Origin of the sequence: Gilliamella sp. wkB7, assembly GCF_001693435.1 — a bacterium.
In the GTDB taxonomy this organism is placed as follows: Bacteria; Pseudomonadota; Gammaproteobacteria; order Enterobacterales; family Orbaceae; genus Gilliamella; species Gilliamella apicola_N.
The window spans coordinates 150,907-173,650 of sequence record NZ_CM004509.1 but is presented as its reverse complement, the minus strand read 5'-3'; the positions used below and the strand labels follow the sequence as shown (position 1 = coordinate 173,650).

16 protein-coding genes and 1 tRNA gene are annotated in these 22,744 nt (G+C 31.9%); 6 read left to right on the top strand and 11 right to left on the bottom strand.

Features of this window, described 5'->3' with window-relative positions; all coding sequences use genetic code 11:
* Nucleotides 1-8 precede the first annotated feature (8 nt).
* Nucleotides 9-1,532, top strand: a complete 1,524-nt coding sequence (locus tag A9G17_RS00805) for a Ppx/GppA phosphatase family protein (RefSeq protein ID WP_216354905.1) — start codon at nt 9-11, stop codon at nt 1,530-1,532.
* A gap of 73 nt (nt 1,533-1,605) precedes the next feature.
* On the opposite strand, the gene A9G17_RS00800 is transcribed toward A9G17_RS00805, so the two are convergent.
* Entirely contained in the window at nt 1,606-3,069 is a 1,464-nt protein-coding gene (locus tag A9G17_RS00800; protein WP_065737067.1) for a DASS family sodium-coupled anion symporter, read from the bottom strand.
* A 454-nt stretch (nt 3,070-3,523) separates the two neighbouring features.
* Nucleotides 3,524-6,298 carry a flavocytochrome c gene (locus A9G17_RS00795; protein WP_065737066.1) on the bottom strand — a complete coding sequence of 925 codons (2,775 nt, stop codon included), beginning with the start codon at nt 6,296-6,298 and terminating at the stop codon, nt 3,524-3,526.
* Between the two features lie 520 nt (nt 6,299-6,818).
* Between A9G17_RS00795 and A9G17_RS00790 the strand changes: the two genes are divergently transcribed.
* Nucleotides 6,819-7,874, top strand: a complete 1,056-nt coding sequence (locus tag A9G17_RS00790) for a tRNA-dihydrouridine synthase (RefSeq protein WP_065737065.1) — start codon at nt 6,819-6,821, stop codon at nt 7,872-7,874.
* 88 nt (nt 7,875-7,962) lie between these two features.
* Here the strand turns inward: A9G17_RS00790 and A9G17_RS00785 are convergent, their stop codons facing one another.
* The 3 genes from A9G17_RS00785 to dnaQ form a co-directional block, all read right to left on the bottom strand.
* On the bottom strand, nt 7,963-8,328 hold the full coding sequence (locus tag A9G17_RS00785; protein WP_065737064.1) for a YbaN family protein: 366 nt from the start codon (nt 8,326-8,328) through the stop codon (nt 7,963-7,965).
* Between the two features lie 1,041 nt (nt 8,329-9,369).
* Nucleotides 9,370-9,446, bottom strand: a tRNA-Asp gene (locus tag A9G17_RS00780).
* A gap of 114 nt (nt 9,447-9,560) precedes the next feature.
* Nucleotides 9,561-10,295 carry a DNA polymerase III subunit epsilon gene (dnaQ, locus tag A9G17_RS00775; protein WP_065737063.1) on the bottom strand — a complete coding sequence of 245 codons (735 nt, stop codon included), beginning with the start codon at nt 10,293-10,295 and terminating at the stop codon, nt 9,561-9,563.
* A 193-nt stretch (nt 10,296-10,488) separates the two neighbouring features.
* Here dnaQ and rnhA point away from each other — a divergent pair, with 193 nt between their 5' ends.
* The 3 genes from rnhA (at nt 10,489) to A9G17_RS00760 (ending at nt 13,101) form a co-directional block, all read left to right on the top strand.
* Nucleotides 10,489-10,998, top strand: a complete 510-nt coding sequence (gene rnhA / locus A9G17_RS00770) for a ribonuclease HI (protein WP_065737062.1) — start codon at nt 10,489-10,491, stop codon at nt 10,996-10,998.
* 69 nt (nt 10,999-11,067) lie between these two features.
* On the top strand, nt 11,068-11,796 hold the full coding sequence (gene gloB, locus A9G17_RS00765) for a hydroxyacylglutathione hydrolase (RefSeq protein WP_065737061.1): 729 nt from the start codon (nt 11,068-11,070) through the stop codon (nt 11,794-11,796).
* Nucleotides 11,797-11,838: 42 nt separating this feature from the next.
* Nucleotides 11,839-13,101 carry a transglycosylase SLT domain-containing protein gene (locus A9G17_RS00760; RefSeq protein WP_065737060.1) on the top strand — a complete coding sequence of 421 codons (1,263 nt, stop codon included), beginning with the start codon at nt 11,839-11,841 and terminating at the stop codon, nt 13,099-13,101.
* On the opposite strand, the gene A9G17_RS00755 is transcribed toward A9G17_RS00760, so the two are convergent.
* From A9G17_RS00755 to rlmC, 6 genes are all read right to left on the bottom strand, one after another.
* Nucleotides 13,073-13,861 carry an endonuclease/exonuclease/phosphatase family protein gene (locus tag A9G17_RS00755; protein WP_065737059.1) on the bottom strand — a complete coding sequence of 263 codons (789 nt, stop codon included), beginning with the start codon at nt 13,859-13,861 and terminating at the stop codon, nt 13,073-13,075. The two genes, A9G17_RS00760 and A9G17_RS00755, sit on opposite strands and share 29 nt — an antisense overlap.
* A 1-nt stretch (nt 13,862) precedes the next feature.
* Nucleotides 13,863-15,425 (bottom strand): glutamate--cysteine ligase, encoded by a 1,563-nt coding sequence (gshA, locus tag A9G17_RS00750; RefSeq protein WP_065737058.1) that lies wholly within the window; start codon nt 15,423-15,425, stop codon nt 13,863-13,865.
* A gap of 291 nt (nt 15,426-15,716) precedes the next feature.
* Nucleotides 15,717-16,241: a HugZ family pyridoxamine 5'-phosphate oxidase gene (locus A9G17_RS00745; RefSeq protein ID WP_081301616.1), complete on the bottom strand. Its 525-nt coding sequence runs from the start codon at nt 16,239-16,241 to the stop codon at nt 15,717-15,719.
* A gap of 57 nt (nt 16,242-16,298) precedes the next feature.
* Nucleotides 16,299-18,011, bottom strand: a complete 1,713-nt coding sequence (locus tag A9G17_RS00740; RefSeq protein ID WP_081301615.1) for an ABC transporter ATP-binding protein/permease — start codon at nt 18,009-18,011, stop codon at nt 16,299-16,301.
* Nucleotides 18,012-18,064: 53 nt separating this feature from the next.
* Nucleotides 18,065-20,260: a TonB-dependent hemoglobin/transferrin/lactoferrin family receptor gene (locus tag A9G17_RS00735; protein ID WP_065737057.1), complete on the bottom strand. Its 2,196-nt coding sequence runs from the start codon at nt 20,258-20,260 to the stop codon at nt 18,065-18,067.
* Nucleotides 20,261-20,579: 319 nt separating this feature from the next.
* Nucleotides 20,580-21,722 carry a 23S rRNA (uracil(747)-C(5))-methyltransferase RlmC gene (gene rlmC / locus A9G17_RS00730; RefSeq protein ID WP_065737056.1) on the bottom strand — a complete coding sequence of 381 codons (1,143 nt, stop codon included), beginning with the start codon at nt 21,720-21,722 and terminating at the stop codon, nt 20,580-20,582.
* 216 nt (nt 21,723-21,938) lie between these two features.
* Between rlmC and map the strand changes: the two genes are divergently transcribed.
* Nucleotides 21,939-22,727, top strand: a complete 789-nt coding sequence (map, locus tag A9G17_RS00725; RefSeq protein WP_065737055.1) for a type I methionyl aminopeptidase — start codon at nt 21,939-21,941, stop codon at nt 22,725-22,727.
* The last annotated feature ends 17 nt before the right edge of the window (nt 22,728-22,744 follow it).

Here is a 22,744-nt window from a genome sequence, read left to right as displayed (position 1 = left end):
TTAGGAAAGTGACTAAATTAAATGAATATGCTGTTATTGATCTTGGATCAAATAGTTTTCATATGGTCATTGCTCGGTGTATAAATGGTACTTCACAAATTATTTATAAAAATAAAAAAAATATTCATTTAGCTACCGGATTAAATGAAAACAATGAGTTAAGTGAATCAAGTATCAAACGTGGCGTAGAATGTCTTGCTTTGTTTGCTGAGAGATTACAGGGTTTTCCGACTGAAAATGTTAGGATTGTCGCAACACACACATTACGCATTGCCAAAAATAAACAAATATTTTTGACAGCAGCGGCTAGAGTAATACCTTATCCTGTTGAAATTATTTCAGGGCAAGAGGAAGCTCGCTTAATTTATCTGGGCACGATGACTACCGAATCGACCAACATAACTAATACGAACTTCGTTATAGATATAGGTGGTGGATCGACTGAGATAGCAATAGGTAAAGGCAATAATCTTAAACCTTACATCGTTGCGAGTAGACCAATGGGATGTGTCACTTATACAAAGCAGTTTTTTTCCCAAAAAAAGATCGATAAAACATCTTTTCAACGAGCTAAACTTGCCGCGGCACAACAAATAGAAAGCATTATTAATACTATAAAAAAACAGAATATTAGTATTGCTTTTGGTACATCTGGAACGATCAAATCCATTTACAAAATACTGTTGGATTTGGGTGTAAGTGATGGGATCATAACTCAAAAACGGTTAGATGATCTAATCAGTTATATTTTAGAATTTGAATCTTTCTATGATATTCAATACCCTTCTCTTTCCGATGAAAGAAAAAATGTTTTTGTTAGCGGCCTTGCTATATTTAGCGGTGTTTTTGATGCATTAGAGTTACAAGACTTAAGATATTGTCCCGGTGCTCTACGAGAAGGCGTATTATATGAACTCATTGATGGTCCCAATTATCGAGATATTAGAGAAACGACAGCTGAGACTCTCTCTCAACATTATAATATAGACGAACGGCATGCAAAGCAGGTTGTTAAAACAACCAAGTATTTATATTCACAGTGGAAAAGACAATCTCCTATTATTATTCCAATGCATTTAGAATCAATATTATACTGGGCAGCACAATTACATGAAGTAGGATTAAAAATCAATTTTTCTTCTATACATAAACATTCAAGTTATATTTTACAAAATAGTAATCTTCCTGGATTTAATGAAGAACAACAGCTTCTTTTATCTTCTCTTGTTCGTTATCATAGAAAATCAATAAATATTGATAATTTGCCATATTTCAGCCTTTTTGAATATAAGCATATTATTTCATTATTACAGATATTGAGATTATCAATATTAATCAATAATCAGCGTAATAATGATCTGAATTTAAATGCTTTTCGTTTGAAGTTAATTGATGACAAATTAACAAATATTACTTTAGAGATAGATGAGGGATTCATTGAAAATAATAAACTTATTTTGCTTGATTTAGAACAAGAACAAAAATATTGGAAAACAGTCAATGACTGGAAGTTATCAATTAAAATATTTTAAATAAATTTAATTAATATGTTTTTACCGCTAGTTAAACTAGCAGTAAAAACATTTCTTGAGTAAAAAAATTACTTTATTGACCTAACCCTATCATTTTCCACCATAATAAACCAATGGTGAAAACAATAATTAAATTCACAACACTACATACAAAACCAACTTTCCACCATGTTTTTACCGGTACAAATCCTTCAGCGAATAATAGTGGATTCCTAGCATTGGCAAATTGTGTAATTGAACCAAAATAATTTGTACAAATAACTAGTGCAAAGATAGCTATCATTTGTGGTAGACCGAGTGCAATTGCTACAGATAAAAATACAGGAAACAAAGCTGCAATATGAGCATTACCGCTGGCAAAAAAGTAGTGTAAATAAACGTAAACGGTACACAATATAATAATAACAAGCACCCAACTACTTTCACCTAAATGCCCTTCTATTGCATTACCTATAGTATTACCTAACCACTTAGTTACACCAAGTTTGTTTACTTGTCCTGCCATCATAAGTAAAGCTGCAAACCAAATTAAAGTATCCCAAGCAGCTTTTTCTCCTTTAATATCATCCCAACTCAATACGCCTGTTAAAATTAATAGAGTTAAGCCAATAAAAGCTGTAGTAGTTGAGTCAATATCCAATTTATTACCAAAAATCCAAAATACCAAAAGTAGTATCACTGTACTTCCCATTATAATTTCTTTACTGGTAACGGGACCCATTTTTTTTAGTTCTTCCGTTGCTAATTTTGGTGCTTCAGGTGTTTTTTTAAGTACTGGATTGGTCAAAAAATAGATAACTAACGGAATGATAATGAAAGAAGCTAAACAAGGAGCAATAGCAGCAATAAACCATTGACCCCAACCTAATGTTATGCCAAGCGAAGATGTTACTAATTTAGCCGCCAGTAGATTTCCAGTGAATGCCGTTAAAAACATTGCCGATGTAATATCATTGATATGACTGATCGTTAGCATCAAAAAAGTTCCAATGCGGTTTCGTGAATCATCTTTAGGATTTGAATTAAAATTAATGGCTAAAGCTTCAGCAATTGGGTAAATTACGCCTCCCGCTCGAGCTGTGGTACTTGGAATTGCAGGTGCTAAAGCAATATCAGTTACTGATAATCCATAGGCTAAACCTAATGTATTTCGTCCGAGAATTTTCACAAGATAATAAGCGATACGTTTACTTAATCCTGTTTTAATAAAACCACGAGCGATCATAAAAGCGATAACAATAAGCCATATCAATGTACTATTTAATTCGCTTAGCGCGATTTTAATTGATTCTGTTGCAGAAGTAGCTCCAGATGGTCTTAACACCGCAAAAATGGTAATCGCCAGTAAACCAATTGCGCCAATAGGCATAATTTCTGCAACAATACAAGCAATAGTAGCCACAAAAATAATACTTGTCCGCCATCCTTCTATACTGATTCCATCAGGAGGTAATACAAATAGCCATAAAATGGCTGAAATAGCAGCGATAATAATAAATGGTAGCCATTTAACCGGTGGCTTTTTTATTGTATCCATTGCATTTTCCTTCTTGTTTTAAAAAGATTTAATTTAGTTTAAAAAAATTACTTTTTAGATAATTATTTAATTTTGTTAATCGTTAATTATTTGGCAAGTGAAACTATAGGTGTTTATTAATTTTATTATTTTTTTCAATGAATTTATCGAAAAACATTTACTTTATATATTTGCTACTTTATAGATCATGATATTCACTTATTCATTGTGCAATACATACACCTTTAAGAAAATTTAGGTATAATTAAATAATAACATTAGATTAATTTTGACTAGATGTTTATCATTACCTAAATTCACGGAGATCACCTTTAGTAGGTGAAACTTAATAACAAATTGGTTATCAAGTTTCTGATAGTATAAATATTCCACCTAAACAACGGCTTTTCTAGTCTAATCAAACTTCAATAGAACCGTTGCTTTTAATAAAATCGAATATATTCAAACTACTAATTTAATATTGATGAATATAATCTGTAGCTTTTTTGCCTGCCTGTAAACCAAAGATAATGATATCTGCAACTGCATTTCCACCAATACGATTGGCACCATGTACGCCTCCAACCACCTCACCAGCGGCAAAGACGCCTTCAATAACATGATGTTGAGTATCTAATACTTGTGTTTCCGGATTGATAGTTACTCCTCCCATAGTATGATGTATTCCTGGTGCAATTTTTATCGCATAAAATGGGCCTTTATTAATAGGATGACGCATCCCTGTTGTTCGACCAAAATCTTCATCATGTTTATTCAAAATAAAATTATCATAACGTTTTATTGTTTCAGTCAATGTATTTGCATCAATGGATAACTGTTTAGCTAATTCATCAATAGTATTGGCTTGAGTCACAAAATTACGTGAAACATACTCCTCTACCGATTTATTTTCATCACGAACTTGTTGATCAAATAAGATATAAGCATAATGTTCTGGTAAATTATTGATACTATTGGAAACTTTATCGCGTGTATCTAATTCATTAACAAAGCGTTTTCCATCTTGTGATATTAATATTGCACCTCCACCACGAATTGATTCAGAAATGAGGTAAGCGGTTGTTTGTTCTACAGTAGGATGAATTTGAATTTCTTTCATATCCACCGTACCTGCACCAAGCTTTTCTAGGATGGTAATTCCCGATCCTGTTGCTCCTTTATGATTAGTTGTCACAAAACCTTTGAGATCAGGGCGATATTTTTCAACCATTTCTCTATTTGCGCCAAATCCACCGGTAGCAATGATTACTGCTTTTGTTTTAATGGTATGAATTGAACCATCTTCTTGGGTAACTTCCACCCTGTTTACTTTATGATTTTCAGTTAAAATCTTAGTGACGTTGGTATCAAGCATAACTTCAATACCACGATTATTGATATTTTTTACCAATCCACTTATTAAAAAACCACCTACGGCAGCCCCACTTTCTGGTCGATGAGTTCGATCGATACTCATGCCTCCAGTTGTGGTAATACCACTTAACGTAATGCCATTTTTATCTAACCAATCAATAGCATCTGGAGCATTGTCGACAAAATAACGTAACAAATCAGGATTATTTTTGTTTTTTCCTCCAATCATTGTTTCTTTATAGAAAAGATCTTTACTATCGATGATTCCTTTCAGTTTTTGAAATTTAGTTTCTGCAGCATTCATACCGGCCGATGCTTTATTGGTATTTCCCCCAATGACTGACATTTTTTCAATAATGACTACATTGGTACCTAAATCATGTGCACGAATTGCCGCTGCTAATCCCGCTCCTCCGCTTCCAACAATAACAATATCAAAAGATTTATCATCTGGATCACCACCTTCGGCCAAAATGGCATCTTTATTGGATTTAACCATGGCCTTAGTTACCGCTTTTTTAAATGCTTCACATTGAGTTGTAGCACCAGAAATAGTGTCAACATGAGGACTATTTGAACTAATAATTCTATCTTTTATTTCATTAAAATTACTTAATACATTATCATCAAAATTATTTGCATTAACTAATTGCATATCTTTAATATAGTCTTTTGCTAATTCAACATTGATCGTAAATTCATAGGATTCATCATTGACTTTCTCTTGATAATTACCTGGTTTAAATTTTTTGTTATTTAAATTTACATCTCGAATTAAACTTTCAACTAATGGAAAATGCCATAATGGCACTGGGATTTTGAGTTCTTCTCGCTTATCGCTATTGATAAACAATTCAAGCTTTTCACCATTTTTGATTCGACTTGTCCAATCTGGATAGGCAATGCAGGCTCGACCAACAGCAACTAAATCATAACCATTTTTTAAGGCAGTTTCTAAATCGGTTTGATTAATTACATTACCAACCCCGACAACTGGAATTTTAGCTAATGTGTCAGAACGCATTGCAACATATTTTTTAATCAATGGTGTTGGATCTTCAATATTGACAATTGAGGATCTTAAAATCGTTCCCATTGAAAAATGAACATAATCTAAACCTTTTTCAGCTAATTTCTCAAGTAAATACATAGTATCATCAAAACGAATACCTGGTATTTCTAACTCTTCTGGTGAAAAACGATAGCCAATAATAAAATCAGAGTTCCCAAACTGCTTAACAATATTGTGAGTTATATCCAAAACGGCTAAGGGAAATCTTGTTCGATTATCCCGACTCCCTCCCCATTTGTCATTGCGTTGATTTGAATTTGGTGAATAAAATTGCTGAATTAAATAGGTATTAGCACCGTGGATTTCTATACCATCAAAACCTGCTTGGATAGCTCGTCTAACTGCTTCTCCAAATTTTTCGATCATTTGATCTACTTCGTTAGCCGTTAGTTCTATAGGTGTAGCTGCTTCAGGTCTAGGGGCAGCAATCGCACTAGGGCCTACAGGGGAAAGTCCACCAATAAGCTTGGGCTCCACCATTCTACCTCCATGATAAACCTGAATGATTGCTTTTGAACCTTTTTCTTTAATTGCATGAGCTATTTTTGCTAAACCCTCAATTTTGTCATCACTATCTAGTCCAATAGCACCAGGAAAAGCTAACCCTTTTTGATCGACAAAACCACATTCGACAATAATAGTTCCAATTTCTCCAGATCTAGCATTGTAATATTCAATTAGATCGGATGTTACAGAACCTTCATAAAATCCAGAACAAGTAGTCATTGGTGCCATAATTATGCGATTCTTTAATTCAACACCATTGGGTAATGTTAATGGTTCAAAAGCATTTTTCTTTGTCATTTTAGGTACCTGATAATTACTTAAATTAATTTATAATTGGTAATAATAACATTACTAATAATCATCCTCTACCGACAATAGCTTCATTAGCAAGGTTAGTATCATTTTTTCGACAGAAATTTTTTTTAAATTTATTAAAAAATTATAAAATAATTTACTTTTTAAATAATTAAATATTGTTTATTTTGTATCATTTTTTCCATTTTTGATTAATAAAAATGGATTTTTAGTCTAAAAAAAAACACTATAACTATTTCATTTACTTGCAAATTTTTTAATACTTTATTCTTGAACTTTAATTCTAATCAGTTAGAATGCTTAAAAAATTATATAAAAAGGAATGGTAGATGATTGTGGCACATACACACAAACTGAAAGAAACATTAAAACATCATTCTTTTTCTATTTTAATTAATGATCCTCCATTATGGAGGATTTTTTATTTTAAGCCTATCTTTTTTTATTTTCATCTCAGATTACCAATCAAATTCAATATAAGTACACCAAAACAGGAGCAAGCATGAAACCTTTGATCCCTTTTTATAATCCAAGTATTAGTTATGAAGATAATTATGCTCAAGGGCCTTTTGGACTTTTCAGTCAATTAGATAAGGCAGAACAAGTAACAACTCTGCCTACTAAATTTTTAAATGTTGATGTGAACTTACCGTTTGGAATGCCTGCCGGTCCATTATTAAATGCAAATTATATCAAAGCAGCTTTTGTATATGGATTTGATTTATGTGTGTACAAAACAGTTAGGACAAAAATGCATAAATGTCACCCTTTACCAAATGTTTTGTCCGTACATCCTAAAGGTAAACTAACCAGTAACCTTGATACAGTTTTAGCCGATACCAATTATAATCAGCCATTATCAATTACTAACTCCTTTGGCGTTCCTTCTTTTGCTCCTGACGTTTGGCAACCAGATATGGCTGAGGCAGTTAAAGCAGCGAGTCATGGTCAATGTGTAATTGGTAGCTTTCAAGGAACGCAAGGCAATGGCGCAATTGAAAAAGACTATGCTTTAGCAGCAAAATTAGTTAGAGAAACTGATGCCCCCATTCTAGAAGCCAATCTGAGTTGTCCTAACGAAGGTGCAAGTAAACTACTTTGTTTTGATACGGATAGAGTGGAGCGTATTGTTAATGAAATAAAAACAGCCGTACCTGATCGCCCTCTTATTTTAAAATTAGCTTATTTTCCTGATGATGAAAGAATTGTGTCGTTATTAAAACGAGTTGGCTCAATTATTGATGGTTTAAGTACTATTAATACCCTTTCGGCTAGACCTGTAGATGCAAATGGCCATCCAGCATTAGGAGAAAATAGAAAAGAAGGTGGAGTCTGTGGTGATGCTATTCGTTGGGCAGGTTTGGATATGGTGACTCGTCTAGCTAAATATCGTCAGCAAATGGAATTAAACTTTGCAATTATTGGCGTTGGCGGCGTAAGCTCAAGTGAACATTATCAGGAATTTATAAAAGCTGGTGCTAACGCAGTAATGAGTGCTACAGGCGCTATGTGGAATCCTTTACTTGCAATAGAAATCAAAAAGAGTTTAAAACAATAATAAATGGATACTCTAAAAAGTTACAGGGTAACTTGTATACCCTTTAACTTTTTAAATTAATTTAATCTTATTTATAACAATATTACTTTTATTTATTTTTATTGAAATAAATATAACCGAATATAAGATGTGCTAGAAAAACAGTAACAAGAATAATTCTAACATGTAATGAATTAAAGATAATAAAAGGTATGAGTAATACAATAAATACCATTAAAAGCATTTTAAATAAACTTGTTTTTGAAGCTTTTTTCTCAATCAACATTTTTTGAATGTAAATTTGATAATATTTACTTTTAGTAAAATAAGAATAAAGGCGATCAGAACTATTCAGCCAAAGATAAGCTGTTAATAAATAAAAAGGCACAGTAGGTAAAACTGGCACAAAAATACCAACGGTTCCTAATATAAAAGAAACACTTCCCAATAATATAAATAAACTTTTTTTTAACATTAAAAAATTTAGCTCTAAGTAAATTTACTGTTTAATTAACATCAATTTAATATAATACAGCTGATGTTTTTTTTGAAAAATGCTTTTGTTAGCCACATCATCCCTATTCTGCTGACTATGAACATCAGTAATATAATTAAGTTTCTGTTCATGTTCTGTAATGAAAGAGTAATTAAAGTACTTTATATTTCATTAATTTTAATATGATCTATGGAAAGTTCGAATATATTCATATCTTATTAATATATAGAGAAGTCAATTCTATTATCATTTTCTCCTATTTTAGAACTAGGATATTACCGCAATAATTAAGTAATATGCTTATTAATGATTTTAAGACATAGACCAATTTATTCACACTATAAAACATAAACTATAGTGTTTATATATTGAAAGTCGATATAGATTTTATATTATTACGACCAAAAGTATTATCATAAAATATATAAAACATAGAATCGAGAAACCCATCGTTATTTTCAACTTTTAATTCACCATTTTTGAACTCTTATAATTAATAGGTACTTTTTCTGGGATTATTTCTTACCATTAATAAACAACAGCAGAACTGACTATTATAGTGTCAATTTTTTGGATATTTATAATAATCAAGTAAAGTTTTTAAGTATGTGTTTTGTTACTTAATTTCAGCTTTCTTTAATACACAATATTAGATATCTTAAGTCAATAAAAGAAGATGATTAAAATATTAACTTAGACAAACTGTTGCAATTTCTCAATGGAATCGGATACAACAATACCTGACGTTAGAAATTTATGTAAGTTATCTATAGCGTTAGAATTCAAAACAGATTAAGCCTAGGCATTTTATGAATAGAATTCACCCACGCCCGTTGTAGGGCTTAGATATTTAAAGAAAAACTGATACTGTTAGACATTATGCTTATTTGTCATCATGGCTTTGATTAGTGATGGTCGAAAATGGATTATCTGAAAATGACAGCAATTTGACACTAAGAATTTTACAATAAAAAAAGCGCTTTCGTGGAGCGCTCTAATTGAATGAACTTCTATAATAATTGGCGGAACGGACGGGGCTCGAACCCGCGACCCCCTGCGTGACAGGCAGGTATTCTAACCAACTGAACTACCGCTCCGCTTTTTAGATTCCTTTAATGAACAACATTAAAGTAGGCGTGATATTAAAGATTATTTTCTTGTTCGTCAATCATATTTTTAAAATCATTGTTCAATTGAATATAAAAGCATCATTAATGTAATTTCCACATGGCTTCACCACTTTTCTTTTCAATTTTTTTTAGGATTGATTCATGTTCAGAAAGCTCGTATTCCGTTGCCTTTATAATCTTTAACGGATTACCTGTACGTTCTATTCTTTTGATAACACTTCCCTCTGTTGAAGTTGAAAGATGTTCATCCGAACTAAAAGCCAGAGTTGTTTGCCCGCCTGTCATAGCTAAATAAACTTCAGCTAAAATCTCGGCATCAAGTAAAGCGCCATGAAGAGTTCGATGAGAATTATCTATCTGATAGCGTTCACAAAGAACATCTAAATTATTACGTTTACCGGGAAACATTCGTCTTGCCATAGCTAAAGTATCGGTTACGATACAATGCTCAGATGTTTTAAAATCTAGACCACAAAGCCGGAATTCATAATCCATAAATCCGACGTCAAATGAAGCGTTATGAATCACTAGCTCTGCGCCATCAATGAATTTAATAAAATCATGAGCAATATTTTTGAAAATCGGTTTATCTTTAACGAATTCATCACTTATGCCATGAACTCTAAAAGCCTCTTCATCAATTAAGCGTTCAGGATTAATATAGACATGAAAATGATTGCCAGTTAATCGACGGTTAACCACTTCAACAGCACCAATTTCAATAATCTTATGACCTTCATAATGATTATTGCCCTCTTGATTCATACCTGTGGTTTCTGTATCTAATACGATTTGGCGAGTACAATTAGTTATCACATTATTCTCTTTTTATGTATTAATAAATGTTGGGAAAAACAAAATAATGGTATAGTCTAGCACTAAAACTCTTTGATGTTGATATCTGCGAAAATTGAAGTAAATAATTTAATCAAATTAGTACAAATATTTTACTATTTTATATCAAAATCACATTCAAAATGTTATTTGATTTTTAAAAAAGATTAATAAAATGTTAAAACAAATTGAAATATACACAGATGGTTCTTGCCTTGGTAATCCTGGTCCTGGAGGATATGCCGCAATATTAAAATATAAGCAAAACGAAAAAATCTTATCTCAAGGTTATTTTAAAACAACAAACAATCGCATGGAATTATTAGCCGCTATTGTTGCCTTAGAGCAATTAAAACAAACTTGCAAAATAAAACTCTATTCAGATAGTCAATATGTACGTAATGGGATTACCAATTGGATACATGGATGGAAAAGAAATGGCTGGAAAACATCCAATAAAAAACCTGTTAAAAATGTAGATTTATGGATGCGTTTAGACAAATTGGTTCAAACGCATGAAATTGAATGGATTTGGGTAAAAGGTCATGCTGGACATATTGAAAATGAACGTTGTGATGTAATTGCCAAATCCATGGCTCAAGCACCAAGCTTATCCGATGTTATATTTGAACAATCATTATCTGAAAATGAAAATAATGACGATAGTGAAATGAATTTATTTTGATAGATTATCGATAATAAGTGTAAATTTTTAATAAATTGCAATAGGTAATATTAACGGAGTCAATAATAAATGTTTCACTTACATGTCATTCCCGCATTAAAAGATAACTATATATGGTTATTAGAAAATTCACATAATCAGGTCATCATAGTCGATCCTGGTGATGCACAAGTGGTCATTAATTATCTTAATCAACATAAACTATTACCACTTGCAATTTTACTTACTCATCACCATATAGACCACGTTGGAGGTGTTAGTGGGCTAAAAACCAAATATCCTGATATATTCATTTATGGTCCAAGTGAGATTAATTTACCAATTACCTATCTAACTAATCAACATGAAGTTAGTATTGGTGATTTCAATTTTGAGGTGTTCCATTTACCTGGACATACTTTGGGACATTTAGCTTATTATTGTCATCCTTATCTGTTTTCTGGTGATACATTGTTTTCTGCTGGATGTGGAAGAATTTTTGAAGGAACTTATCAACAAATGTTAAGTTCGCTTAAAAAATTAAAACAGTTGCCTGATGATACTCTTGTTTGTGCTGGACACGAATACACTTTAGCAAATTTAAATTTTGCTAAAAATATGGTTCCAGATGACAAAGAAATAAACAAATATTTTGATAGTATCCATAATAAATCAGTGACTTTACCTTCTATTTTAAATGAAGAAAAACAAATTAATTTATTTTTACGATGCGAAGAAAAATCTTTACAAGATAAATTCAATTTTAACGATGAATTAGAGCTGTTTGCTTTTTTTAGGAGCCTAAAAGATAATTTTTAGGTATAATAGTAATCTTAAACAATATAGAACTTAGTCTGTCTAATGAAAAAATTATTAATATTTACAGTGTTATGCTCTTTTTTAGGTGCATGTCAGCAGTATAGTGGGCCACGCCATAATGCAGTTGTTAGAATAAAGTACTCAAAAAATACCGTAGTGAGTAATAGACAAACTGTCAGTAATAGTAATTATGTATCTATCACGCAAAATCCATGGCAGTATATAAACAATCAGATTAATGTTAATGTTCCCGATAATAGTCGCATTAAAGCTGAAAGAGAAATATTATTACGTGATCCCCAAGGATTTGAAACAATCGCATTACGTTCGGAGCCTTATGTTTATTATATAGTTAATCAATTACGTAAAAATAATTTACCTGTTGAGTTAGCTTTAGTTCCTTTAATTGAAAGTGCTTATGATCCATTAGCAACATCATCTGCTCAAGCGGCGGGTTTATGGCAATTTGTACCTATAACAGCAAAAGAGTATGGCTTAAAACAGAGTAATTATTTTGATGCTCGCCGTGATTTAATTGCATCAACAAATTCAGCCATTACATTATTACAAAATTTAAACGAACGCTTTAATGGCGATTGGTTGTTAACGCTTGCTGCTTATAATGCTGGTGAAGGGCGCGTTAGAAGAGCAATCGAGAAAAACCATGCTAAAGGTTTATCCACTGACTATTGGTCTTTAGAATTACCTAATGAAACAATGCATTATGTTCCTAAAATTTTGGCAATCGTGGATATTGTAAAAAATAATACCCGATATGGTATTAAATTACCTGATTGTAATTATGAAAATTCATTGGTCAGAATTGATATAACTAAAAACATTTCATTGGCTAAAATTGCTCAATATACAGGATTGTCACTCAATGAGTTAACAACCTATAATGCGGGGTATGTACAGCAAACCGTAAATGGTCCTTTCCATTTGCTTATTCCACATGCTCAAGCCAAAAGTTTATTCCAAAAATTACAAGCAGAAAATCTTGTAGCAAATGAAATAACTGAGCTTTTGCAAGATGTACCACATGCTCCGATGCCATTTGAAGTTAAATCATCGGCAGTACAACATAATGATCTAAATCATCAAAAGATCAGTTCAATTGTGGAGAATAATAGTAACAATACTCAAATCACCTATCAAGTGAAAGCGGGTGATAATCTTTATAGCATTGCGCAAAATTATCGAGTGAAAATTACCGATCTGTTGTTGTGGAATAACTTAAAAAATCAGAGAATTAAAGAAGGTGATGTCCTAACAATTAACCTTGTGAATGCAAATCCAATTTAAAACTTACATAAAGAGGATTATGATCTGATGCAGTTGTACTAATTATTTGTGCTGCATCAGGCTGTAATCCTCGATAAAAAACAAAGTCTAAAGGTCTTCCCATAAATGTTTTTCTAATATCAACGCTGAAATTTACGGGGTTAAGTCCAATTGAACTCACTAGATAAAATAATAAATCTAAGCGCTGTTTACTCCATGCATTAAAATCCCCTGCTAATATTACTGGACCATGATGTTCTTTAATACGTTTTAATAAAATATGGATTTGTTGGCGATAAACCTTAATTCCAATACTAAAATTAACAGCATGAATGTTTGCTACCAATAATTGTTGTAATGAATTTTTAATAGGATAGATAGTTATTAACGCTGATTTGGGAACCCGAATTAGTGGCTCTATTTCTCTAAAAGACAAAAGATCTGTTGGTAAATTATCGGCTATAGTCATAACACCAGCATAAATATCTTTCAAACAATATGCTGGAACATGATCTGCTATTTTATTGTGTCGTGAAATAAAATTTAATAATTGAGGTGTAGTTTGGGCTTCTTGTAATAAAATTAGTTTAGCTTTATCCGCATAAAGCTCTAAAATATTGATACATTCCGCCCTCTTTTGCTTAAAAATATTCCAAACTAAAATTGAAAAATATTCTTGATCAATGAGTGGTTGCTTTACCACTATATGATGGTTAGGTAATATCAATTCTACATCGCTATTTCTCTTATATCTTAATGTATAATTGCGTTTTCTGAACATTTTAAATATTGGTTTTTTGTTTTACATACTCATCAAAGGATAAGGTATCACTTTGCTCTTTTTTCTTTTGTTTTTCAATAGACAAAATACGCTGTTGAACAAAATCGCTATCAGTCAATATTGCTAAAGGTTCTGCTGAGAGTTGTTTTTTATATTGAGATGCAAGGACTAAACCAAATTTAGAAGTGCCTAAATCACTGATAGCTTCAAGCGTTCTAGCAGATAAAGTTAATTCAGGTTGGTCAAACATCACATCCAACTTTTCACAAACCTTTCGATATTGTCGATGCTCGTCATTATGATCCAAAACATCCGCGACTCTAAGCAAATCTTTAAACAAATTATGCCCAACTTTAGATAATGGTTCCCGATAACTATCACAGCCCATACCTATTTCCAAACCAGGCTTACGCCCTTCCATGATTACTCGATTCCAATTTATTTTAGAACACTCAAGTTCTTCACTACTCATTTCTGGTGCAGGCGCTAATGCACACCAAATTAAGAAAAGATCGATAAAACGAATTTGTTCTTCGGTGATACCAATAGGTGAAAAAGGATTGATATCTAACGCTCGAACTTCAATATACTCAATACCGCCACGCATAAGTGCATCAGATGGCGATTCTCCAGATCTTGGTACCCGTTTAGGGCGAATCGGTGCATAAAACTCATTTTCAATTTGTAATACATTATCATTCAATTGACGATAATGGCCATTTACTTTGACACCCAACTTACTAAATTGTGGTGACTTAGTATGGGTGGCTCGTTTAAGGCCTTCAACATAAGTATCTAAATGATTAAATGTTATACCTAACTGTTTTTGTGCATCATTTGTGTAGCCAATATCACTTAGTCTTAATGACGTTGCATAAGGTAAATAACAATTTCCGTTTGTTTGTTCAATAAAAGCTTTCGCTTTTTCTGGGTTTTGAATAAATGAAGAACATATAGATGGAGAGGCGCCGAATAGATAAGGAATAACCCACCCAAAGCGATAATAGTTACGGATTAAAGTAAAATAGCCTTCAGAAATAACGGCTTTACCTTCTTCAGTATTTTTTACGCCATCTCTAGCTTGCCAAAATGCCATTGGTAATGAAAAATTATAATGAACCCCTGAAATAGTTTGCATCATTGCGCCATAACGGTTTTTTAAACCTTCACGATACACCGTTTTGAAACGTCCTTCATTTGATGATCCATATTGTGCCAAAATAATGTCATCTTCGTTTGCGACAAAACATGGCATACTTAAAGGCCACATCAATTCATCGCCAATATTAACACTAGCATAACGATGCAAATCACGTAAAAATGTTAACATATAATCAATATTGGTATTAACTGGCGTAATGAATTCAAGTAGAGATTCAGCAAAATCAGTTGTGATCCAAGGGTGCGTGAGCGCGGAGCCTATATTGGCTGGAAAAGGTGTTTTTGATAAGGAACCATCAGGTAAAATACGCAAAGTTTCTCGCTCAACACCGCGTTGAATGCCTTGTAAAATTGTATAATGTTTTTCTAACCAGCTAAGTGCTTTAGAAACATCGGGTATCATAATTTTGCGTTTCCATAATTAAGATTGATTTTTGCCATATTAACATAAATTACAGCCTATCATGGGCTATTTTTATAATATACAATCAATAAATTAATATTTGTTCATCTTTAAAGATAAACTTCACTATTATATTCATAATAGAGCTGTTAATTAAAAATTATCAGATAAACATTATTTTATATTTAAATAGAAACATAATAATCTGTAGAGGGCAATCTTTTCGAGAATAATAAGAGTCAATAGAGTTGATAATTAACCTACTCTATTGATTTAAAATTTAATTATAGTTTAACTTTCACTTTGCTTTTTTTGGTTAGCAACATAATCTTCATCGACAGGTGTGACGATTTTATTTTTGTGATCAATAAGATAGGTTTTACCAAAACCAATAACAATGCGTCCTGATGTTGGTGCAATTTTAAATAAGTTAAAATCATTCATCTCACAAAGCATATAAACCATCTTGCTCACCCGTTTAGCAAGCTGATCGATTACTTTCTCAAAAATTGGTAAATTTTTATCAACAATTTCAGCTGTTGCTTGAGAACTTAAACGTCTACGTGCATAAATATTTTTTGTCTTAGATTCATCATCAATAATAATAAAAGAAATTTGAGGATTGATTTTCATATTTTGACTATGTGGTGCTAAATCAGAAATAAGAACATAATAATCACTTCCATCAAAGAAATAAGGTGAATAACTGGTTTCAACTCCTCCATCTTTATTTATAGTTGATAGTATGACTGTTAACACGGTTTCATGTAAGCTATCTAATGTATCTTGAACGTTATTAGTTTTGGATTCTGCCATAAAAACTCCTTATTTAATTTAACTTTTATTTTTTTACTTAATCTGTTATCTCTTTTTTTATAATATTAATTGATTGCATTGTTTGAAATAAGACGATATATCCGAATGAGAAATTATAATAAAACTACTATTTGTTAAGTTAGTTTGTAACAATTTTAGTAATTGATGTTCTGAATGTTTATCTAATGCATTTGTCGTCTCATCCATAAATATCCAATCAGGTTTATGCAATAAAATCCGCGCTATCACTAAACGCTGTTTTTCACCTCCAGATAGTCTATTTAAATCGTAATCTAGTAACTTTTTTTCAATATCTTGAGCTAAGAAACCTACCTCTGCTAAAATTTGTTTAATACTGTCTAAATCCTTTTCTAATAAAGGGTTAGGATAAGCCACTGCATGAGCTAATCCTCCCATAGGAAAATAAGGATTTTGTGATAAAAAGAGTTTATTAGCTTTTGGTAACTCAATATAACCTTCATAGTAGGGGTAAATTCCTGATAATAATTTAAACAAGGTCGATTTACCTATTCCTGACACTCCTGACAAGATGATAGATTCCCCTTTATTTAATCGCAGTTCGGGTACTTTAAGCAAAACCTTACCACTTGGATTTTTTATAATTAGATTATTTATTAATAAAATATCCGTATCTTTTTCAAATTGCCTTTGTTGGTTATGCATATCAGCTATCAATCTCGCACGATTAATAAACTGACATAAACGGTGGCTACAGGCAGTCAGCTCAGCTAAATTATTATAATTGAAAATAAACCACGATAAATTAACCACCACATTACTAAATGTCTTACTAATTTGCATTAATGATCCAAGGCTAACTTTGCCAATTAGGTAAATAGGTAATGCAAAAAAAGTGGGTATTTGTAAAACAGTAAGATTATAAGGTCGAGTAAAACAACCTAAAAATAACTGTCGTTTAATTAACTGATACCAATTTGTCATGATGTTACTAAAATGCTGATCGAGTATCTCTCTTTCAACTTTTTCTCCGTTTAATAAGGCTATCGGTTCTTTTGATTCTCTAAATCGAGTTAAAGCAAAACGGTAATCCGCCTCTTTATGCTGTTGTTGAATTAATAAAGCTTTCAAAGGATTACCAAGCCAATGAGTCAGGTAAGAACAGATAATGACATATATTGGCGCTAACCAAACCATATAGTGTGAAAGACTAATATCAAAACCCAATAGATTAAACGATAAAACGAAGTTATCTGTAATTTGCCATAGCAATATAAAATACGTAACTAGACCGATGAGTTGAGTGATAAAAGAAAACCCCTCATTGGTTAATTTATCAACAAACAACTGGCAATCTTCAGCAATGCGTTGTTCAGGATTATCTATTTCACCTTGTTTATTATTCAAAAACCAATAGGTTTTATTATTTATCCAATGATCTAATATCGTATCATTAAGTACTTTACGCCATATAATAACGGTAATTTTTCTTAAATAATCTGACATTAAAAAAGTAATGGCACCTAGGATTGTTAATAAAATAAAAACGCCAATTTGATTTACTACTTCTTGTAAATTATATTTTTCCAGTGCATTGTAGAAATTTTTATTCCAACCAATCATCTCCAAACTAATTTTAATTAAAACAATTTTTAAACTTATCACAATGAAAGCGTAACAAAATCCCCATTTACCTTGCTTAGTTTTGGTGCAGAGTTTTATAAGCAAAAAAATATTTCTTAATGTTTGCAAAACTTTTACTCTCAATAAATAACCATTGTTAAAAGCCACCTACTCTGCTTTTTAATCAGAAACGGTGTCCTTGTTTATATTCAGACGATCTTTTAAAAATTTACCACCACATCAACAGTGAAAGTTCTTCCCGGTGCTGTTTGTAGCTCAATCGGATTGGTTGCTTTTACATTATCTTGTGGATTTTTATAATATGTACTAAACATTGGCCACTTAAAGTAACGTCGATCGAAAATATTTAAGACTGATGCCCTAAAAGTAATATTTTTACTAGGATGCCAATTAAGATACGCATCATAAATAGCATATCCTTTAGGTTTGAATACTTCATCGTTAGATGAACTATCTTTTGACACACGTGTCACAGCTTTAGAGAACGTTCCAACTAACTCAGTATCAAAATTGTATTCTGGATGATGCCATTTAAGGCCAATAGTACCTTGTAAAGGCATTGCTTCATTAAAATATGACTTCTTTTCACCAGGTGTTTCTTGTTTTTTACCATGTTGATAAGATGCGGAAGTATTTAAAGTCCAGTTATTTGAAAACCGCCACTCAGCCGATGATTCCAATCCCCAAAGATTTACTCTTGATAAATTTTTATATGTATAATCTTTAGGGCCAACACGAATAAAGTTTTTAATATAATTACTATAGTCAGCTTTAAAGGCACCAAAGCTAAACCAACCATTGGTATAATCGCCCCTTAATCCTGCTTCGTACGATTTAACTTTTTCTGGTTTTAAATTAGGATTAGGGATCAAATTCATCGATACCGATGGCAAAGAAGTATATAACTGTTGAGCTGTTGGCATTTTAAAGCCTTCAGCATAACGGGCATAAATTGAATATTGATCTGTAAGGTTGAATAAAGTTCCTAATTGAGGAATCAAGCGATGAGAAGTTAATTTACGAGGTTCTTTTCCTTTAATAACAGCATAATAACTATCAATATCAGGTTTAATTTTATAAGTAGCATAACGTAAACCAGGTTTAACTTTTAAACGTTCCGTAAATATATGAAACTCATCTTGCAAATAAATATCTGCTCGCTGAGTTTTAGAATTAGCAAAATTGAATCCACCTCCAATGGTAGTTATACCATTTTTTGTACTTTTATTACGGTAATCGCTGTGGGTAATATCGCCTTGAAATCCATACACTAAATCATGATCAACATTCAAAAAATCCAAATTTGAATTGAATTGTAAATCAACTTGCCAAAATTTCTCTTTATAATCATTTGTAGTATAGGTATAGATTGGATTACGCTTTCTATCGATTTGTTCACGACGAGATTTTAGATAACGTTCTTGGGGAGAATAAGAGATCATTGTTTTGATTTGATCGATAAAAGGCAAAGCGGGTGACCATGAGTCTTCTATAGCATAACGCTTTCTTGTCTGTATTTGAGTTCTTCTATAATCACCATTAAAAGTACCAGAAGATTGTAAACCATAATCGTATAACTGTTTAACAAAAGAATTAGAGCGGAAATTTTCAAAAGTTAATTTTGTCTCACGATTATCATTATGATAAACCAGTTTTGACAACATATTTTCAGCTTTTGCATCTAACGGATTGAGTTTATTACATCTAATTGCGTTTTCGCCTCGAGGACATCCCCATATCCCCCCATTCGCTTTAGCTTTTTTTAGCTTTGTTTCTTGATAGTCACGTCGACTAAAACTGATAAGTGCTTCTAAATTTGGCATTAATTCTAATGCCAGCATACCTGTTTTTGTATTCTGCTTATTCAAGCTATCATAAGCACCCTTAATTTGTACTGCATAAGGTTTACCTTTCAATAAATCATTAGGATCTAATGTTTTGAATGCAACAACTCCACCTAATGCATCCGCTCCCCATAAAACTGAACCCGGTCCCCGCACGATTTCAACAGTTTTAATTGTCGATAAATCGATAAAATTACGATTACCGTCTTGCAAACCTTCGATTACTCTTGCACCATCAACCTGTAATTGCACCCGATTCCCAGACATCCCTCTAATTCTGATTCCACCCAAATTAACATAAGGGTCGGTCCCTGATGTTTGTCTATTTACCGAAATACCGGGAAGATAACGGACTAAATCTTCCATTGTTGTCATTTGATGATCATCAATGGTCTTTTTACTTATGATATCGACAGTTTCTGGAATGGTTAATTTAGCTTTTTTTTGCCGACTTGCTGTCACAGTTATTGTTTCTAATTCATCATTATCCGCCAATACAGGCAAAGAGATTGAAGCAATTACAAAAGTTAAAAAGATATTATTTACTCTCATTCACACACCATAAAACATATTAAAACTTATAAAGTATTGCTCCAATATTTGATGTTTATCATATTTATTGCGCTAATCTAACAAATTTACTTAAAGCGATCAATGATAATAATTATTACTAACATTTAATAATGATTATCATTAGTATTTATATTGAACGTTTTTAATATTAAGTGAGATAACGAGATTTAGATTTATTATCGAGGGACAGATAAGTAAAATTGAGTTATCAAAATGAGATTGTTATTACTAAAAAATTTATAACAAATCACAAGTAGAAAATTGATTAGCCATTATCGACTAATCAAAATAGAATTAATTATTTTTTCGCTAATAAAACTAAAATTTCCATATGTGATGTATGAGGGAACATATCAAATAGTTGAACCTTTACTATTTGATAATTGGATAAAAAAGTTAGATCCTCGGTTAACGAAGTCAAATTACAACTGGAATATAAAACATAGTTTGGTTTAACATTTTCTAAATATTGCATCAAATCTTTACCTGCTCCACGACGAGGAGGATTAAGTAAAACTAAATCAGGTATATCTTGCATACCAATGGCGTACTGTGTTGCATCGAGTGATTTGAATGTCAAATGTTTAAAATCTAAAGTATTTGCTGTTTTTGAGGCGCACTCAATAGCATCAGAATTAATTTCGATACCTGTTAATTTAATACCATTTGATGCGGCATTATTGACACAACTCAAACCAAACCCGCCTACCCCACAAAAGAGATCCCAAATAGAGTTAATTGGCAGAGTTGCAACCCACTCGCTTGCTGTTTTATAAAGGTTTTCCGCGATATAAGTATTCGTTTGAAAAAAACTTTTGGACTTAATATACAGTGGAATATGATTTAATGTCATAGGTAAAAAAGCATTATGAGTTAGAACAATTTCTTGATCACCTTCTAAAATTGCTGCATGCTTAGGTTGAATATTAATTGAAACAACAAGTAAATTTTGAATCTTCTCTTGCAACTGTTTATAGGTATCTCTGATTTTTTGAACGAATTTATCTGATTTTACTACGAACCTTAACATATATTTGTGTTCGCCAGCACTGACGCTCTCGTTGATAATTACAAATTTCAATTCACCTTTTCGCTTATTGATATTATATGGAACTAAACCCTGTTTCCGAATGTAACTACGAACTATTTTAAGGATGCTTTGCATACTGTGGGTATAAAGAGGACAATCACACAAATCAACAGTTTCATCACCATTTTGAATACCTAATACTGGTTTTTCAACGGTCCCAAGCACAGCCATTTTAGCTTTATTACGAAAAGCTGCCTCGCGACTCGCAAAAGGAGATTTAACGTCTAATGGTTTAAAAGGAATTAATTGTTCTAAAATTTTATTTTGTTTAATTTCAAGTTGAGTTGGATAAGAATAGTCAATCCACTGACAAGATGAACATTTATTTTGTTGATAATAACTACATTGCATCACTATATAACCTTTTTTTATAATCAATAATTATATACTTAAACTATGCTAATAAATATTAGTTTTCAATTTTATACTAAAACGTACCCTTAACCTGAAACTTCTTTACAAAAAAATTATGTATTTAATTTACACAACTAATTTATTAATCGCGATGATTTGACGAAACAACGGTATATGATAGGATATTGCCATGAAAATTACAGGAAAACTCTAATGTCTATTAAATTAAAAACCCCCGCTGAAATTGAAAAAATGCGTGTAGCAGGAAAACTTGCTGCTGAAGTATTAGAAATGATTGAACCCTATGTAAAACCAGGTATTAGTACTGGTGAGCTTGATAAAATCTGTTACGATTATATTGTTAATGTTCAAAAAGCTATACCAGCCAATATTGGTTATAGTGGTTATCAACATACTACTTGTATTTCAATCAATGATGTCGTTTGTCATGGTATTCCAAGTTTTGATAAAAAATTAAAAGATGGTGATATTTTAAATATTGATGTAACTGTTATTAAAGATGGTTATCATGGCGATACGTCCCGAATGTACATAGCGGGTAAACCAACTGTTGCCGGTGAAAAACTTTGCCAAGTTACCCAACAAAGCTTATATGAGGCAATAAAAATTATCAAACCAGGTATTCGTTTAAAAGAAATTGGTAAAACAATCCAAAAATATGTTGATAAATTTGGTTTTTCATCAGTCCGTGAATATTGTGGTCATGGTATTGGCGAAGTGTATCACGACGAACCGCAAGTTCTACATTACGATGCAGATGATGGCGGTGTGATTTTGAAGTCAGGAATGACCTTTACCATTGAACCAATGGTGAATACTGGTGATTGGCGAACACGCACAATGAAAGACGGTTGGACAGTGAAAACTAAAGACCATGGTCTTTCTGCCCAATATGAACACACTCTTTTAGTGACAGATAATGGTGTTGAAATTTTAACATTGCGTAGCAATGAAGATTTTCCACGAATTATTGAACATTAAATAAAGAAAGATTCAAC